Origin of the sequence: Pseudomonas sp. GV047 (assembly GCF_003058245.1) — a bacterium.
Taxonomy (GTDB): Bacteria; Pseudomonadota; Gammaproteobacteria; order Pseudomonadales; family Pseudomonadaceae; genus Aquipseudomonas; species Aquipseudomonas marginalis.
Genome location: NZ_QCWA01000001.1, coordinates 72,751 through 88,986, shown reverse-complemented (window position 1 = coordinate 88,986; position 16,236 = coordinate 72,751). Strand labels below are relative to the sequence as shown.

17 protein-coding genes are annotated in these 16,236 nt (G+C 62.0%); 9 read left to right on the top strand and 8 right to left on the bottom strand.

The window, feature by feature from the left end; all coding sequences use genetic code 11:
• The 5 genes from nuoJ to nuoN are packed head-to-tail and all read left to right on the top strand — an operon-like array spanning position 1 to position 5,708.
• Positions 1-504 carry an NADH-quinone oxidoreductase subunit J gene (gene nuoJ / locus C8K58_RS00405; protein WP_003174726.1) on the top strand — a complete coding sequence of 168 codons (504 nt, stop codon included), beginning with the start codon at positions 1-3 and terminating at the stop codon, positions 502-504.
• A gap of 2 nt (positions 505-506) precedes the next feature.
• A complete protein-coding gene (gene nuoK, locus C8K58_RS00400; protein ID WP_003174727.1) occupies positions 507-815 on the top strand; it encodes an NADH-quinone oxidoreductase subunit NuoK in 309 nt (102 codons plus the stop codon).
• Positions 812-2,665: an NADH-quinone oxidoreductase subunit L gene (gene nuoL / locus C8K58_RS00395; RefSeq protein ID WP_108572676.1), complete on the top strand. Its 1,854-nt coding sequence runs from the start codon at positions 812-814 to the stop codon at positions 2,663-2,665. The genes nuoK and nuoL overlap by 4 nt, the downstream gene beginning before the upstream one ends.
• A 39-nt stretch (positions 2,666-2,704) precedes the next feature.
• The gene (gene nuoM, locus C8K58_RS00390; RefSeq protein WP_017527174.1) at positions 2,705-4,237 is read left to right on the top strand and encodes an NADH-quinone oxidoreductase subunit M; all 1,533 of its coding nucleotides are present in this window, start codon (positions 2,705-2,707) and stop codon (positions 4,235-4,237) included.
• 7 nt (positions 4,238-4,244) lie between these two features.
• Positions 4,245-5,708: an NADH-quinone oxidoreductase subunit NuoN gene (gene nuoN / locus C8K58_RS00385; RefSeq protein WP_003174731.1), complete on the top strand. Its 1,464-nt coding sequence runs from the start codon at positions 4,245-4,247 to the stop codon at positions 5,706-5,708.
• A gap of 125 nt (positions 5,709-5,833) precedes the next feature.
• On the opposite strand, the gene C8K58_RS00380 is transcribed toward nuoN, so the two are convergent.
• The gene (locus tag C8K58_RS00380; protein WP_108572674.1) at positions 5,834-6,586 is read right to left on the bottom strand and encodes an outer membrane beta-barrel protein; all 753 of its coding nucleotides are present in this window, start codon (positions 6,584-6,586) and stop codon (positions 5,834-5,836) included.
• Between the two features lie 123 nt (positions 6,587-6,709).
• A complete protein-coding gene (locus C8K58_RS00375; RefSeq protein WP_027606321.1) occupies positions 6,710-7,549 on the bottom strand; it encodes an arylamine N-acetyltransferase in 840 nt (279 codons plus the stop codon).
• 120 nt (positions 7,550-7,669) lie between these two features.
• On the opposite strand from C8K58_RS00375, the gene C8K58_RS00370 reads away from it, so the two are divergent.
• Positions 7,670-7,906, top strand: coding sequence for a DUF6555 family protein (locus C8K58_RS00370; protein ID WP_027606320.1), 237 nt, complete (start codon positions 7,670-7,672; stop codon positions 7,904-7,906).
• A gap of 32 nt (positions 7,907-7,938) precedes the next feature.
• Here C8K58_RS00370 and C8K58_RS00365 read toward each other — a convergent pair whose 3' ends face one another.
• Both C8K58_RS00365 and C8K58_RS00360 read right to left on the bottom strand, forming a co-directional pair.
• A complete protein-coding gene (locus C8K58_RS00365; RefSeq protein WP_027606319.1) occupies positions 7,939-8,139 on the bottom strand; it encodes a DUF6021 family protein in 201 nt (66 codons plus the stop codon).
• Between the two features lie 12 nt (positions 8,140-8,151).
• On the bottom strand, positions 8,152-8,331 hold the full coding sequence (locus tag C8K58_RS00360) for a hypothetical protein (protein WP_027606318.1): 180 nt from the start codon (positions 8,329-8,331) through the stop codon (positions 8,152-8,154).
• Between the two features lie 134 nt (positions 8,332-8,465).
• On the opposite strand from C8K58_RS00360, the gene C8K58_RS00355 reads away from it, so the two are divergent.
• Positions 8,466-8,987, top strand: coding sequence for a DUF3087 domain-containing protein (locus C8K58_RS00355; RefSeq protein ID WP_108572672.1), 522 nt, complete (start codon positions 8,466-8,468; stop codon positions 8,985-8,987).
• Between the two features lies 1 nt (position 8,988).
• On the opposite strand, the gene C8K58_RS00350 is transcribed toward C8K58_RS00355, so the two are convergent.
• The 4 genes from C8K58_RS00350 to C8K58_RS00335 all read right to left on the bottom strand — a co-directional run bounded on the left by C8K58_RS00350 (position 8,989) and on the right by C8K58_RS00335 (position 13,174).
• Positions 8,989-10,122 carry an MFS transporter gene (locus C8K58_RS00350; RefSeq protein ID WP_027606316.1) on the bottom strand — a complete coding sequence of 378 codons (1,134 nt, stop codon included), beginning with the start codon at positions 10,120-10,122 and terminating at the stop codon, positions 8,989-8,991.
• A 57-nt stretch (positions 10,123-10,179) separates the two neighbouring features.
• The gene (locus tag C8K58_RS00345; RefSeq protein ID WP_027606315.1) at positions 10,180-11,547 is read right to left on the bottom strand and encodes an MFS transporter; all 1,368 of its coding nucleotides are present in this window, start codon (positions 11,545-11,547) and stop codon (positions 10,180-10,182) included.
• Between the two features lie 144 nt (positions 11,548-11,691).
• Positions 11,692-12,147, bottom strand: a complete 456-nt coding sequence (locus tag C8K58_RS00340; RefSeq protein WP_092357624.1) for a hypothetical protein — start codon at positions 12,145-12,147, stop codon at positions 11,692-11,694.
• Between the two features lie 151 nt (positions 12,148-12,298).
• On the bottom strand, positions 12,299-13,174 hold the full coding sequence (locus C8K58_RS00335) for a Dyp-type peroxidase (RefSeq protein ID WP_027606313.1): 876 nt from the start codon (positions 13,172-13,174) through the stop codon (positions 12,299-12,301).
• A 151-nt stretch (positions 13,175-13,325) separates the two neighbouring features.
• Between C8K58_RS00335 and C8K58_RS00330 the strand changes: the two genes are divergently transcribed.
• A complete protein-coding gene (locus tag C8K58_RS00330; RefSeq protein ID WP_027606312.1) occupies positions 13,326-14,942 on the top strand; it encodes an NADP-dependent glyceraldehyde-3-phosphate dehydrogenase in 1,617 nt (538 codons plus the stop codon).
• Between the two features lie 90 nt (positions 14,943-15,032).
• Positions 15,033-16,094: an FUSC family protein gene (locus C8K58_RS00325; protein ID WP_065927053.1), complete on the top strand. Its 1,062-nt coding sequence runs from the start codon at positions 15,033-15,035 to the stop codon at positions 16,092-16,094.
• Positions 16,095-16,236: the final 142 nt, after the last annotated feature.

Here is a 16,236-nt window from a genome sequence, read left to right as displayed (position 1 = left end):
ATGGAATTCGCTTTCTATTTCGCATCGGGTATCGCGGTTGTGTCCACGCTTCGCGTGATCACCAACACCAACCCCGTGCACGCCCTGCTCTACCTGATCATTTCGCTGATCGCCGTGGCCATGACCTTCTTCAGCCTCGGCGCACCGTTCGCCGGTGTGCTGGAAGTGATCGCCTACGCCGGCGCCATCATGGTGCTGTTCGTGTTTGTGGTGATGATGCTCAACCTCGGGCCGGCCTCGGTCGCCCAGGAACGCGTCTGGCTCAAGCCCGGCATCTGGCTCGGCCCGGTTGTCCTCGCAGCGCTGCTGCTGGGTGAACTGCTGTATGTGCTGTTCGCTCACCAGAGCGGCCAGGCCATCGGCCATACCACCGTGGACGCGAAAGCCGTGGGCATCAGCCTGTTCGGCCCGTACCTGCTGGTGGTCGAACTGGCGTCGATGCTGCTGCTCGCCGCAGCCATCACTGCCTTCCACTTGGGCCGCAACGAAGCCAAGGAGCAATGACGATGCCTGCTATCCCTTTGGAGCATGGTCTGGCGGTCGCCGGCATCCTGTTCTGCCTTGGCCTGGTCGGCCTGATGGTTCGCCGTAACATTCTGTTCGTGTTGATGAGCCTGGAAATCATGATGAACGCTGCGGCACTGGCGTTCATCGTTGCAGGTGCACGTTGGGGCCAGCCGGATGGACAAGTCATGTTCATCCTGGTGATCAGCCTGGCAGCCGCCGAGGCCAGTATCGGCCTGGCGATCCTGCTGCAACTGTATCGTCGCTTCCACACGCTTGATATCGACGCTGCCAGTGAGATGCGCGGATGAACATGATCTTTCTGACTTTCGTATTTCCCCTGATCGGTTTCCTGCTGCTGTCGTTCTCTCGCGGACGCTGGTCGGAAAACCTTTCGGCCCTGATCGGTGTGGGCTCCATTGGCCTGTCGGCTATCGTTGCCGCCTACGTCATCTGGCAATTCAAGGTGGCACCGCCGGAAAGCGGCCACTACACCCTGGTGCTGTGGCAGTGGATGTCGGTGGAAGGCTTCAAGCCCAACTTCGCCCTCTACGTCGACGGCCTGTCGATCACCATGCTTGGTGTGGTGGTGGGCGTGGGCTTCCTGATCCACCTGTTCGCGTCCTGGTACATGCGCGGTGAAGCGGGCTACTCGCGCTTCTTCTCGTACACCAACCTGTTTATCGCCAGCATGCTGTTCCTGGTGCTCGGCGATAACCTGTTGTTCCTGTACTTCGGTTGGGAAGGCGTGGGCCTGTGCTCGTACCTGTTGATCGGTTTCTACTACAGCAACCGCAACAACGGTAACGCGGCACTCAAGGCATTTATCGTCACCCGCATCGGCGACGTGTTCATGGCCATCGGCCTGTTCATCCTGTTCCAACAGGTGGGCACGCTGAACATCCAGGAACTGCTGGTGCTGGCACCGCAGAAATTCCAGGTCGGCGACTTCTGGATCACCCTGGCGACCCTGATGCTGCTGGGCGGCGCCGTGGGTAAATCCGCGCAACTGCCGCTGCAGACCTGGCTGGCGGATGCGATGGCCGGTCCTACCCCGGTGTCGGCACTGATCCACGCCGCAACCATGGTGACCGCCGGTGTCTACCTGATCGCCCGTACCCACGGCCTGTTCACCCTGGCGCCGGACATCCTGCACCTGGTGGGCATCGTCGGCGGCGTGACCCTGGTACTGGCCGGCTTCGCCGCGCTGGTGCAGACCGACATCAAGCGGATCCTCGCCTACTCGACCATGAGCCAGATCGGCTACATGTTCCTGGCCCTGGGCGTCGGCGCCTGGGACGCGGCGATCTTCCACCTGATGACCCACGCCTTCTTCAAGGCCCTGCTGTTCCTGGCCTCCGGTGCGGTGATCGTGGCCTGCCACCACGAGCAGAACATCTTCAAGATGGGCGGCCTGTGGAAGAAACTGCCACTGGCCTACGCCAGCTTCATCGTCGGTGGTGCCGCCCTGGCCGCCCTGCCGCTGGTGACCGCCGGTTTCTACTCCAAGGACGAAATCCTCTGGGAAGCCTTTGCCAGCGGTAACCAGAACCTGCTGTACGCAGGCCTGGTGGGTGCGTTCATGACCTCGCTGTACACCTTCCGCCTGATCTTCATCACCTTCCACGGTGAAGCCAAGACCGAAGCCCACGCAGGCCATGGCATCTCCCACTGGTTGCCACTGTCGGTGCTGATCATCCTGTCGACCTTCATCGGCGCGCTGATCACCCCGCCACTGGCCGGTGTACTGCCGGAAAGCGCCGGCCATGCCGGCGGCGCCGCCAAGCACAGCCTGGAAATCGCCTCGGGCGCCATTGCCATCGCCGGTATCCTGCTGGCGGCCCTGCTGTTCCTCGGCAAGCGTCGCTTCGTGACCGCCGTGGCCAACAGTGGCATCGGCCGTTTCCTCTCGGCCTGGTGGTTCGCGGCCTGGGGCTTCGACTGGCTCTACGACAAACTGTTCGTCAAGCCCTACCTGGCCATCAGTCATGTACTGCGTAAAGACCCGCTCGACCAGACCATCGGTTTGATCCCGCGCGCGGCCAAAGGCGGTCACACCGCCCTGAGCCGTACCGAGACCGGCCAGTTGCGTTGGTATGCGGCTTCCATGGCGGCCGGTGCCGTGCTGGTGATCGGCGCCATCGTTGTGGTAGCGGTCTGATATGAACTTTGCGAACTTGCGAAAGGAAACGAGCCCGTCATGATTCTGCCCTGGCTAATCCTGATCCCCTTTATCGGCGGCCTGCTCTGCTGGATGGGTGAACGCTTCGGCGCCACCCTCCCCCGCTGGATTGCGTTGCTGACCATGTCCCTGGAACTCGCACTCGGCCTCTGGCTGTGGGCCCATGGCGACTATTCATTCGCTCCGGCACCGGGTGTCGATCCGACGTTCGCGCTTGAATTCAAGCACGTGTGGATCCAGCGCTTCGGCATCAACGTGCACCTGGCCCTCGACGGCCTGTCGCTGTTGATGATCCTGCTGACCGGCCTGCTGGGTATCCTCTCGGTACTCTGCTCCTGGAAAGAGATCCAGCGTCACGTGGGCTTCTTCCACCTGAACCTGATGTGGATCCTGGGCGGCGTTGTCGGCGTGTTCCTCGCCCTCGACCTGTTCATGTTCTTCTTCTTCTGGGAAATGATGCTGGTGCCGATGTACTTCCTCATCGCGCTCTGGGGTCACAGTTCTTCGGACGGCAAGAAAACCCGGATCTACGCGGCGACCAAGTTCTTCATCTTCACCCAGGCTTCCGGCCTGATCATGTTGGTGGCGATCCTGGGCCTGGTACTGGTCAACTTCAACTCGACTGGCGTGATTACCTTCAACTACGCCGACCTGTTGAAAACCAAGATGTCCCTGACCACCGAGTACATCCTCATGCTGGGCTTCTTCATCGCCTTCGCGGTGAAGCTGCCGGTGGTGCCGTTCCACTCCTGGCTGCCTGACGCTCACGCCCAGGCGCCGACCGCCGGTTCCGTGGACCTGGCCGGTATCCTGCTGAAGACGGCGGCCTACGGCCTGCTGCGTTTCGCCCTGCCGCTGTTCCCGAACGCCTCGGCCGAGTTCGCGCCGATTGCCATGACCCTCGGCCTGATCGGGATCTTCTACGGTGCGTTCCTGGCATTCGCGCAAACCGACATCAAGCGTCTGATTGCCTTCTCGTCCGTTTCCCACATGGGCTTCGTACTGATCGGCATCTACTCCGGCAGCCAGCTGGCGTTGCAAGGTGCAGTGATCCAGATGCTGGCCCACGGTGTCTCGGCCGCCGCACTGTTTATCCTGAGTGGCCAGTTGTACGAGCGCCTGCACACCCGTGACATGCGTGAGATGGGCGGCGTGTGGTCGCGCATTGCGTACCTGCCGGCGATCAGCCTGTTCTTCGCCGCCGCTTCCCTGGGCTTGCCGGGTACCGGTAACTTCATCGGCGAGTTCCTGATCCTGATGGGTGCCTTCGTGCAAACACCGTGGATCAGCGCCATTGCTACCTCCGGCCTGGTATTCGGTTCGGTCTACTCGCTGATCATGATCCACCGCGCCTACTTCGGCCCGGCCAAGTCCGACACCGTCCTCAAGGGGATGGATGCTCGCGAACTGATCATGGTGCTCGGCCTTGCGGTATTGCTGATCTACATCGGCGTGTACCCGCAACCGTTCCTGGACACTTCTGCCGCGACGATGCATGGCGTGCAGCAGTGGTTCGGCACCGCCTTCTCTCAACTCGCTTCGGCCCGGTAAGAGCGCTATGGAATTCACGATCCAACACTTTATCGCGCTTGCGCCGCTGCTGATCACCAGCCTCACCATCGTGGTGGTGATGCTGGCGATCGCCTGGCGCCGCAATCATTCACAAACGTTCCTGCTGTCCTGCGCCGGTCTGAACCTGGCCTTGCTGTCGATTATCCCGGCACTCAAGGTCGCGCCACTGGCGGTGACCCCGCTGATGATGGTCGATGACTTCGCGCTGCTGTATATCGCGCTGATCCTCGTCGCCACCCTCGCCTGCGTCACCCTCGCCCACGCCTACCTCGGCGAAGGCGGCACCGGCTACCCGGGCAACCGCGAAGAGCTGTACCTGCTGATCCTGCTGGCTGCGGCCGGCGGTATCGTGCTGGTCAGCGCGCAGCACCTGGCCGGCTTGTTCATCGGCCTGGAACTGCTGTCGATCCCGACCTACGGCCTGGTGGCCTACGCCTTCTTCAACAAGCGCTCCCTGGAAGCCGGCATCAAGTACATGGTGCTGTCGGCCGCCGGTTCCGCGTTCCTGTTGTTCGGCATGGCCCTGCTCTACGCCGAAGCCGGCAGCCTGAGTTTCACCGGTATCGGTCACGCCCTGGCCGCCACCAACAGCCCCGCGCCGATCGCCCAACTGGGCCTGGCGATGATGCTGATCGGCCTGGCGTTCAAGCTGTCGCTGGTGCCGTTCCACCTGTGGACCCCGGACGTGTACGAAGGCGCCCCGGCGCCGGTGGCGGCGTTCCTGGCGACCGCGTCCAAGGTCGCTGTGTTTGCGGTGATGGTGCGTCTGTTCCAGATCTCGCCTGCCGCCAACACCGGCGTGCTGAGCAACGTGCTGACCGTGATCGCCATCGCGTCGATCCTGTTCGGTAACCTGCTGGCGCTGACCCAGAACAACCTCAAGCGTCTGCTGGGTTACTCGTCCATCGCCCACTTCGGCTACCTGCTGATCGCCCTGGTGGCGAGCAAAGGCCTGGCCGTGGAAGCCATCGGCGTGTACCTGGTCACCTACGTGATCACCAGCCTCGGCGCGTTCGGCGTGATCACCCTGATGTCCTCGCCTTACAAGGGCCGTGACGCCGACGCCCTGTACGAATACCGCGGCCTGTTCTGGCGCCGTCCGTACCTGACCGCCGTACTGACCGTGATGATGCTGTCCCTGGCCGGTATCCCGCTGACCGCGGGCTTTATCGGCAAGTTCTACATCGTCGCGACCGGTGTCGAAGCCCACGAGTGGTGGCTGGTTGCGTCCCTGGTGCTGGGCAGTGCCATCGGCGTGTTCTACTACCTGCGCGTGATGGTCACCCTGTACCTGATCGAGCCAAACCTGCGCCGTGTGGATGCCGAGCTGCACTGGGAACAGAAAGCCGGTGGCGTGATGCTGCTGGCTATCGCCCTGCTCGCCTTCTTCCTGGGCGTGTACCCACAACCGTTGCTGACCCTGGTGCAGCACGCGGTGCTGGGGGTTTGATCCCTTAGCGGTATGTGAACCAACAGAAACGGCGCCCCAGGGCGCCGTTTTTGCGTTCTGGGCTGACCTGCAACAGCCCAAAAAAAACGCCCCGAATGTTCGGGGCGTTTTACATTGCAACCGCGTCAGAACGCGATACCGACCTTGACCCCGTACTCATCCCGCTTGAGCCGAGTGTTATCGGCCACTTCGGAATCACCGTCGAGCTTGTATTCGGTGCGGGTGTAGTAAAGGCCCGCCATCACCGGCAGGTCACCCTTCTGGTTCATCAGCAGGCTGACTTCCGCATACGGGTTAGTGCGGTCCTTGAGGTCTACGGTGTCGCTGCCCACGCCGTCCACCTTGAGCTTGGTACGACCATCAATGGTGCGACGTGCACCGGCTTCGAAACGCAGCGTCATGTCATCGAACTGATGGTTGTAGCCCAGGGCTGCCTTGGCGAACGGCGACTTGCTGGTGAGCTCCATGTCGTAGTCGTTCGAGTCCAGCTCATAGCGGGTCCAGCTGTAACCGCCGCCCACGATCACGTCGACGAAGTTGCGCGCATCCAGCGCGGCACGCCAGCCGAGATCCAGGTCGGCCTGGCCTTCCTTGAGTTTGTTATCACTCTTTTTACCGTACTTGGCTTCCACACCTGCCTGGTAGATAAAGCCCGACTCGGCGGTGAGCTTGTTGCCGAAGTTGTAGAAAAGACCGGCTTCGGGCATGTGGTCCTTATCACTTTCACTACCGCCTTCGAGCTTGAAGTCGTTGTAGCTGCCCAGAATCCCAAAGGTAGAAATCGGGTCAGTGGACGGTGCGGCGAACACCACGGCTGGCGCGGCGACCAGCGCCAGCAGTGAGGAATGCTTGAGGAGGTTTCCGAATAGTTTGGACATCGTTTACATCTCCTTGTCTGGTGGGCAAATTATTCAGGAAACGCTTCGAACCCAGGCTGGCACCAAAGGTTCGAAAAAATTTGCCCCCACTTGGAGGTAAAACGGTTCAGCGATCGCTCTGGATCAATACTCCTGGCGTGCAGCCATTACCAAGCCCTCAAGGGTTGAATCAAGCTGAGGGTGAACCGGCACGCGAATCCCAAAGGTAGTGCCCAGTACGTCCAGCAGCTCGTCGGCGCTCTGGATCACACGCTTGTCACTCGGCCGATCCAGGTAGTGAATCCCATAGTGGGCGTTGTTCAAGGTGTGGCGTTCTCCCGCTGCCAGGCGTGCGACTTTCAATTGGCCCACGAACGGCGAACCTGGATGGGTCGAGACGTACCAGTTACCGATTTCGTAGTCGATGTCTGCCTGCACTTGCAGGTCGAACACATACAAGCCACGCCACTCCCCCGCGACCTCGGCCCACAAGGTGTAGCTGCTCTCCTGTTCATTGAGAGTCAGGCGATACGGCTCATGGGCCGTGGCCTGCACGGCCTGCGTGTCCAACTGCAACGGACTGCTGGGCACCATGCCACCAAAGCCGACGTCGGTGATGTAGCGCACGCCGTCCAATGTCACCAGGCTCAGGCGATGGGTACGCGCCGTACGTGCATCCGGCGGCCCCCCCATCACAACCCGCCCGGTAATGCCGCGAGCATCGAAGCCCAGTGCCTGCAACAGCGCCAGGAACATCTGGTTCAACTCATAGCAATACCCACCCCGCCCATCGAACAGGACTTTCTGCTCGACGCTGGGCAAGTCGATCGGCACCGGCAGACGCAACAGGGTCGACAGGCTTTCGAAGGCGAAGGTGCACACATGACGCAGTTGCAAATCCCGCAGGGTCTGCAGGGTGGGCGGTGGTGGCGAGTCGTAACCCAGGCGTTGCAGGTACAGGCGGCTGTGGTTCAGGAGGGTCATGGCGCGATCCTTGGGCGCGGGAGGAATGCGTCACTATGCCGCGCAAGCATGCAGATTGTCATTTTGAGTGAACCTTTTTAAACCGTTCCCTATCCATCTATAACAAGACAGGGAGGCAACATGAGTACCGCAAAAATCTACACCATCCACTACCAACTGCACGGTCAACCGAAGTCCTTTGTGGTGCGTGCCGAAGTGATGAACAACGCCGAGGCCTGGCACTGGGCAGCCGTCGACGCCGACATAGCGCATGTCAGTCGTATCGGCCGGGTCGGCCATGAGCAGGTGAAAAAAACCACGCGCCCATGGGCCGAGAAGTACGGCATCACCGACGTCACCTGGATGCCGCCCAGATAAATAAAAAGCCCCGCTCATTGGCGGGGCCCAGCTCATTTCTTCAAGTCGCCCAACGGATCGTAGGGCGGCTTTTTTTTCCCGTCGTCCTTGGCCTTTTTATCCAGGGGGGCGATGGCCGGACCGATGGGATCAACCTGCGGGTCGGCCACATCGGGCGAGTCCGGATCAAATCCCAGCTCATCCTTGCCGCTGGCGTGTTCGTTGGAGGGCGGTCCATCCGAGCGCTTGTTCATCATGGTCTCCTGTTATAGCGGGCGAGCTTTGTCGTGGAGGTTTTCCAGGTCGTCTTCGACGCGCTCCACATCATCCTGGGCGTCACGCTCTTTCGGGTCATTGGGGCGCAAGGCATCGTTGTCGCGCTCCTCTTCGCCGGGTGTGCGATCGGGGTCCGGGGTACCGGGCGGTGGCTGCTTGTACTCGGGCATGGTGGTTGACCTCAAAGGGGCTACACCGGTTTAGAGAAACTGCCCCAGATCATGGTTCAACTTGATTGCCCCACCACTGACCGCCGACCATGAGAAGATGCCTTCCCCCTACCCGCCCTGGAGACCTGGACCGGATGTTCGAGCTCAAACCCTGCGACCCCGTCACCTACCGCCAACAGACGCGCCGCAGCACCCTGATCGTAGCCGTGCTGTTCGTGGCCCTGGCCATGCTGCTGTCGAGCCTGGCGGTGATGCTGTTCGGCGAACCCGGCGGTGACAACTTCCGCTTCAATGTCGGTGGCGTATTCGCCGGGGTGTTGATAACGGTCGCCCTGCTGCGCGGCCCGTTCCGCACCCAACCGTGGTTGGCACCGGCCGTCTATGGCTGGCAGCTCAAGCGCACCCTGATGCGCGTGACCAACGTGATGCACACCGTCACCGAGCGTGTGCAGGCGAATGATCCGACGGCCATGAAGATCCTGCGCTTCTATCACCTGGGGCTGACGCAGATGCACGCCCTGGACGCCAACTCCAGTGCCCAGGCGCAGTTGGTGGGGGAAATCGAAGCACATCAGGCGAAGATGCACGTGCTGGGGATCGACACCGAACAAACCCGCTTTGATCCCGCGTGGCTGGAAGGATTGAAACGCACGTAAGTCAGCCGGCTGCCACACGGGTGCGCCAGCAGAACAACGCACTCACCGCAATCGCCGCACCCGCCACGCCAAACACCAGGGGGGCCGAGGCCACCGGCAACAGCAGGCCTGCCAGCAGTGGCCCGAGGCCCGCACCGATGTCACGCCATACCGCATTCGACGCCAGGGCCGACACCCGCAGCGAACCGGGGTTGCGCTCGGCGACCAGGGTGGTCACCAGGGGCAGTTGCAACGCGCGCAGCACCAACACCGCCGCCGCGCCGACAATCACCCAATAGCTGCCGAACGCCGTCAAGGCCAAGGCACTCAGGAACGAAAACAGCAACAACATCGAGGTCGCGCCAAAGCGCTGGGCGGCGTGGCCTCCCAGGGGACTCAGGAGCATTTCCGAGACATAACGCAGGGCCATCAAGCCGCCGGCGATCAGCACCGCATTACCGCCGAGCAGCTTCTGCGCCTGGATCGACAGGCCGAAAATAAACAGTCCGTCCAGCGCCACGCCTTCGATAAACGACCACAGCGCCACGCTGTCGGGCCACTTGAAACGGCGCCCCGGGGTGCTGTGCAAATCATGCCCGGCGCTGGGCAGGCCGCGCGCCATCCACAGCCCCACCAGGCAACAGCCGGCGAGGATCACAAAGATCGGACGCGGCCCGACCCACAGCGTCAGCCAGCCACCGAACGGCAACGCCAGCATCGGCCCCCAGGCGATCAGGGCCCGCGAACGCCCGGCCCGGCGCGCGGCGCCCTCCGGCTCGGAGGTGGCCAATACCTGGGTCGACAGGTTCAACGCAGCGAAACACAGGCCCCACACCAGCCGCAGCCCCAACAACGCGGCAAAGCCCGACAGTACCGAATTACCCAGGGCGCACAGCGTTGCGGCACCGGCGGCGATCATGCAGGTCAGGCGATCGCCGTTGCGCGCGTAGAAATTCAGCACATGGCGGTAACCGAAAATCCGCACCAGCCGGTTGGCCGCCAGCAACACCCCGGCCTGGGCGAGCGTGATGCCGAAGGCCTGGGACTCCATGGGCAGCAGCAGATAGAGCAACACGTCACTGGGCAGGCATAACGCCAGGGTCAACGCAGCACGGCGGGAATGGGTATCGGCAGTGCGGAGGGCCAGGCTGGACATAAATCTGAAACATCCCGAAATATTCAGGTCGCCACGGTAGCCCTCCCGCCGCAGGTTTTACAACGGCTTTTTCCCGTAGGGCAGCAAACGCAGGCCACTGGCCACGGCGCCCACCAGCGCAAACACGCAACCCAGCCACAGCGCATACAGCGGGCCATTGCCCAGGGACAGGTGGAAACACAGCGCCACCAACGACGCCCCCAGCGTCTGCCCCAGCAACCGCGAAATCGCCACGATGCCGCTGGCCCCACCGCTGCGCGCCAACGGCGCACTGGTCATCAAGGCCTTGAGGTTGGGCGACTGGAAGAAGCCGAAACCGGCACCGCACAACGCCATGCGCCAGCCAATATCGAAGGCCGACGCGCCGTGGCCCAAGGTCGCCAACGCGGCCATTCCCACGCTCAACATCAACAGCCCGATACCGCACAGCAGGCCCAGGGACACACGGTCAGCCAGGCGCCCGGCGACCAACGCCATCACCGCCACGACCGCCGGCCACGGTGTCATGAGGAATCCGGTTTCCACCTGGCTATGCCCCAGCACCGCCTGCAACAGAAAGGGCAGCGACACAAAGGCCAGGCCCTGGGCGCTGAAGGCGCAGATCGCCGTCAGGGAAGACAAGGCAAACACCGGCCGCTTGAACAGATCCAACGCCAGCATCGGCGCCGGGTGACCGGCCTGCCGACGCAGCAGCAACGCGCCACACAGCAGCGCCACCGCAATCAAGCCCAGGGTCAACGCCCCCTGCGCACCATGCACCGCCGTGCCCAGCCCCAGCACCAGCAAGGCGAATAACCCGGCACACAGCGCCGCCGCGAGGCGGTCGAAGGCATGCCCGGTCATCGGCAGGGTCGGCAATGAACGCAGGCCCAGTCCCAGGGCCAACAGCCCCAACGGCACATTGATCAGGTACAGCCAGTGCCAGGTCGCCACCGACAGAATCGCCGACGCCGCCGTGGGCCCCAGGGTAAACGCCAGCCCCACCACCAGCGAGTTATAGCCCAGGCCACGCCCGAGCATTTTTGACGGGTAGATATGCCGCAGCAACGCCGTATTGACGCTCATGATCGCCGCCGCTCCCAGCCCCTGCACCACACGGGCGGCGGTCAGGCTGACCAGCGAGCCGGCCAGCCCGCAAAACAGCGACGAGACGATAAACAGCAGCAACCCGCCGAGATACACGCGGCGGTGCCCGAGCACATCGCTGAGGGACGCAAACGGCAGCACCGTGGCGATAATCGCCAACTGGTAGGCATTGACCACCCAGATCACCGAGGCGGAATCGGTGCCAATCCCTTCGGCCAGGGTCGGCAACGCCGTGTTGACGATGGCCGTGTCCAGGGTCGCCATGCCGATCCCCAGGGAAATCGCGATCACGGCCGGCAGGCGTTTATTGAGGGGCAGCCCATCGACGACAGAAGACATGAACCATCCGGACAGGTAACAAAGGCCACTAGCATACGATCAACGGGGATTGATTTCAGTGGCCCATGGCGCCGCTGTCAAAATTTTCATGTTGTTGAACATGGGATTCGCGCCTTATCCCGAATCACGCCTGCCTGTCATCCCCTAATAAACAATCAGGCTCGCAGCAATAGCGGGTTTAAGAAGCCAGGATCCAGGCGTTGGCGCAAAGCATTGTGGAGACGAAGCCGATAACTTATTGGCGGCCATGTCCGGATTCCACCGGCCAATAATGCCGTCCCGACCTGCAACATCCACCGTATCCAGTTGGTTCATCACCTGGTCACGCTTGAGCACTTCCCTGGCCAACATTGTCAGGTTGTCTTGCTGTGAATCGCCCGTCAGGGGGCGCCCCGCGACCTGACAAATTTCCCCCTGTGTCGCATAGGGCGAGCCTGCTGGCCTGAATGCATCGAAATTTTTGTCAAACTCCTGCGCCAGCGCGGCGTCGGACCGCCCCGCATAAGGGTTGGCAGGGTGCCAATGGGCAACAACAGGGGCATGGGTGGCGAAAGATGCACTATGGACAAGAGACACGTGGTGCTGATGAATGATAGCCATGAGTGAGTTTCCTTGATTACTCGACAAATCCGCGCTACATACCGTCGAAAAACGGATATGCAAAGCAGACTGTTGTCTCTGTGGCGACCCACGCCAGGGTGGTTCCGCAGTCGTACGCAGAAACCGCTTCGCCACCCAAGTCCGGACAGCGTTACATACGCGGTCCTTGAAGGATTGCACTCAGGTCCAGGCGTCCGTCCTTGACCGGCGGGCACCAGTAGTAACCACCGGTCAACGGCGTGCTGATGCGATACAGGCCATCGACAATCCCGTCCTCCAACCCGCTCATGCGGCGCAGTTGGGCTTCGAACGCATCGAAGGAATGGCCGAATGCGAGGAACATCAACCCGGCCTGGCCATTGTCGGCCCAGGGCATGGAGCGGCGCACCACGAAGGCTTCCGGGGTGAAGCTTTCCTGGGCGGTACGTTTGGTGTGGGCGGATTCGGGAGCGTCTTCCAGCTCTTCGTTGTCGCCATGGCGGCGGCCGATGATGTGGTCGCGCTCCTGGGCGGGCAACGCGGCGAAGCCATCGAGGTCGTGCTGCCATTGCTGGATCGCGGCGAAGCTGGCACCGCTGTCGGTCAGGGCGGCTTCAACGGCAGCGTCATCGTGGGGGTTTTCGGTGCCGTCTTCGTAGTCGGTGAGGTCGAAGCCGGTCTTGTAGCGGAAGCCTTCGGTCGACTGTACCAGGCGAAACGCCGGGGCCAGGGCCTTCTCGAAAGCGCGACTGCGCAGCAGCAACTCGCCGCGATCGACGCCATGCAGCCACACCCACAGTGCCTGCTGGGTGGACGGGTTGTGCGCGCCCGGTGCGCTCACGGCAGGAAAGCTGCGCAAACCATCAATCGTTGCACCCAGCGCGTTGACCAGCGGCTCGCCAAATCCGACCACTGCCGCCGAATCGGCCAACTGCACCAGCGCGTCCAGCGCAGCGGGCACGGCTGCCAGGGTGTCCACGGCAAAAAACAGATGGCGTGCCTGCAAAGGCACCGGTGCGGCAAGAATGCCCGGCTGGTACTGACTCATGTGAACTCCTTCAAGAAAGGCGCGCAGTCTACTATCTCGAAGAGCAGGCGACACGCCCCGGTGTGTAGTGCAACGCGCACAAGCCTTGCCATAGAGCCCTGTGTTGGGTGACTCTCTAGTCATGTTTTGCAACTATTTCAGGGGTAGTGCCATGACCACCAGCAACCTGCTCGCCCAGCTGTTTCCCACCAGCGTCGCCGATATTCCCGAGCAATACCGCCTGGCGGCGCCCATCGAACAGCGTGACTACCTGGTGGATGGCCAGTTGCAGGTGTGGAACGGCCCCTTGGCCCAGGTGCAGAGCCCGGTGCAATTGGGCGACCGCCGCGTGGTGATCGGCAGCACGCCGTTGCTGGATGCCGACACCGCCCTCACCGCCCTCGATGCCGCCGTGCGCGCTTATGATCGTGGCCAGGGTGAATGGCCGACGATGCGCGTGGTGGAGCGTATCCAGCACGTCGAGGCGTTTTTGCGACGTATGCGCGAACAGCGCGACGCAGTGGTCACCCTGCTGATGTGGGAGATCGGCAAGAACCTCAAGGACTCGCAGAAAGAGTTCGACCGCACCTGCGACTACATCACCGACACCATCAATGCCCTCAAGGAACTCGACCGCCGCAGCAGCCGCTTCGAGTTGGAACAGGACACCCTCGGGCAAATCCGCCGCGTGCCCCTGGGCGTGGCGCTGTGCATGGGCCCCTACAACTACCCGCTCAACGAGACGTTTACCACGCTGATCCCGGCGCTGATCATGGGTAATACCGTGGTGTTCAAGCCGGCCAAACTCGGTGTGCTGCTGATCCGTCCGTTGCTGGAAGCCTTCCGCGACAGCTTCCCGGCCGGAGTGATCAACGTGATCTACGGCAGCGGCCGCGAAACCGTCAGTGCGTTGATGGCCAGCGGCAAGATCGACATCTTTGCCTTTATCGGCACCAACAAGGCCGCCAGTGACTTGAAAAAACTGCACCCCAAGCCGCACCGCCTGCGTGCGGCCCTGGGCCTGGATGCGAAAAACCCCGGTATCGTGCTGCCCGAGGTGGACCTGGACAACGCCGTCAGCGAGGCCGTCACCGGTTCGCTGTCCTTCAACGGCCAGCGCTGCACCGCGCTGAAAATCCTGTTTGTGCATGAAGACGTGGTCGACAGCTTCATCGAGAAATTCAACCGCAAGCTGGAGACCCTCAAGCCCGGCATGCCCTGGGAAGACGGGGTTTCACTGACACCGCTGCCGGAAGTCGGCAAGGTGGATTACCTCAACGACCTGGTGGCCGATGCCCAACAACACGGCGCCCACGTGGTGAATGCCAATGGCGGTACCCATCGTGGTTCGTTCTTCTATCCGGCGGTGCTGTACCCGGTGAATCCGCAGATGCGCGTGTACCACGAGGAACAATTCGGCCCGGTGGTGCCCATCGTGCCCTACCGCGATCTGGAGACGGTGATCGAGTACGTACTCGACTCGGACTTCGGCCAGCAATTGAGTATTTTCGGCACCAACGCCGTGGAAGTCGGACGCCTGGTGGACACCTTCGCCAACCAGGTCGGCCGCATCAATATCAACGCCCAGTGCCAGCGCGGCCCGGACACTTTCCCGTTCAACGGGCGCAAGAACTCGGCCGAAGGCACGCTGTCGGTACATGACGCGCTGCGCGTGTTTTCGATCCGCACCCTGGTGGCGACCAAGTTCCAGGAAAGCAACAAGGCGCTGGTCAGCGATATCCTGCGCAACCGTGACTCAAGCTTCCTGACCACCGACTATATCTTCTAAGCACAATGCCGATCTCAATGTGGGAGGGGACCGCCCCCTCCCACATTTGGATTGTGTACATATCCAAAACCGAGGCCACTTTAATTACCGATGAACCTGCCACTCTTCGCCCGGCGCCTGCTGCGCCCCTTGCTCGACCCCTACCGCCGCTATCGCCACGCCAAGCTGATCCACGCCGTGCGCGTGTCCATCGGCTTGCTGGCGACGATCCTGCTGACCACCGGCATCAACCTGCCCCATGGTGAATGGGCATCGGTGACCATGCTGGTGGTGATCGGCGGTTTGCAACACCACGGCAATATCGGCAAGAAGGCCGTTGAGCGCGCCTATGGCACGCTGATCGGTGCCAGCGTCGGTCTGCTGCTGGTGGTGCAGGAGGCGTATGTCGGCCAGCCGCTGCTCACCTACCTGCTGATGTCGGTGGTGTGCGGGTTCTTTTCCTATCACGCCATCGGCAAGGGCGGGTACACGGCGCTGTTGTCCGCGATCACGGTGTTTATCGTCGCGGGGCACGGTGACAACCCGTTGTCGGACGGGCTGTGGCGCACCGTGGATATCCTGATCGGCATTGCCTTGGCGTTGGCGTTTTCCTTCGCCCTGCCGCTGTATGCCGTGTATTCCTGGCGCTACAACCTGGCCAGCGCCTTGCGTGATTGCGCCCAGATCTACAGCCGGATCATCAATGGCCAGTCGGTCACCGACGATGAACACCTGAAGCTGCTCAACCGCCTGAATGCGGCAATGCTGCAATTGCGCTCGCTGATGCCGTCGGTGTCCAAGGAAGTGCGCATCTCCATGACCGAGCTGGACGCGATCCAACGCCACCTGCGCATGTGCATCAGCACCCTGGAGATTCTCGGCAACACCCGCCCGGACCCGCGGGACGAACAGGCGATGGCGCGCATGCAAGTGATGTTGAAAGCCGAGCATCGACAGATTCGCGTGCAGTTGGTGGGGATGGCGCGGGCATTGAAGTCCGGGGTTACGGAGCGGCTGGAGCGCCCCAGCCCTGTCAGCGGCGGCGAGCCCAGCCTGGACGCGCCGGTTTACAGCGCGCTGGATGGGTATCGATTGTTGACCGTGCAACTGGCGGCGAATGTGGACGCGATGCGCCAACGCCTGGCTAAAAGCGCCGGTCGCTGGAAGATCTAGAAAGGGAGTCGGTTGACCTGTTTACCCAGCTCAACAGTTTCACACTTTCTCTTACATTTTTTTCACGTTTTATTCACATCCCGGGACGTAGGGTGAAGCCTCATCCGTTACAAACGTTGCACATCAAGCCCGCCGCCCCAGC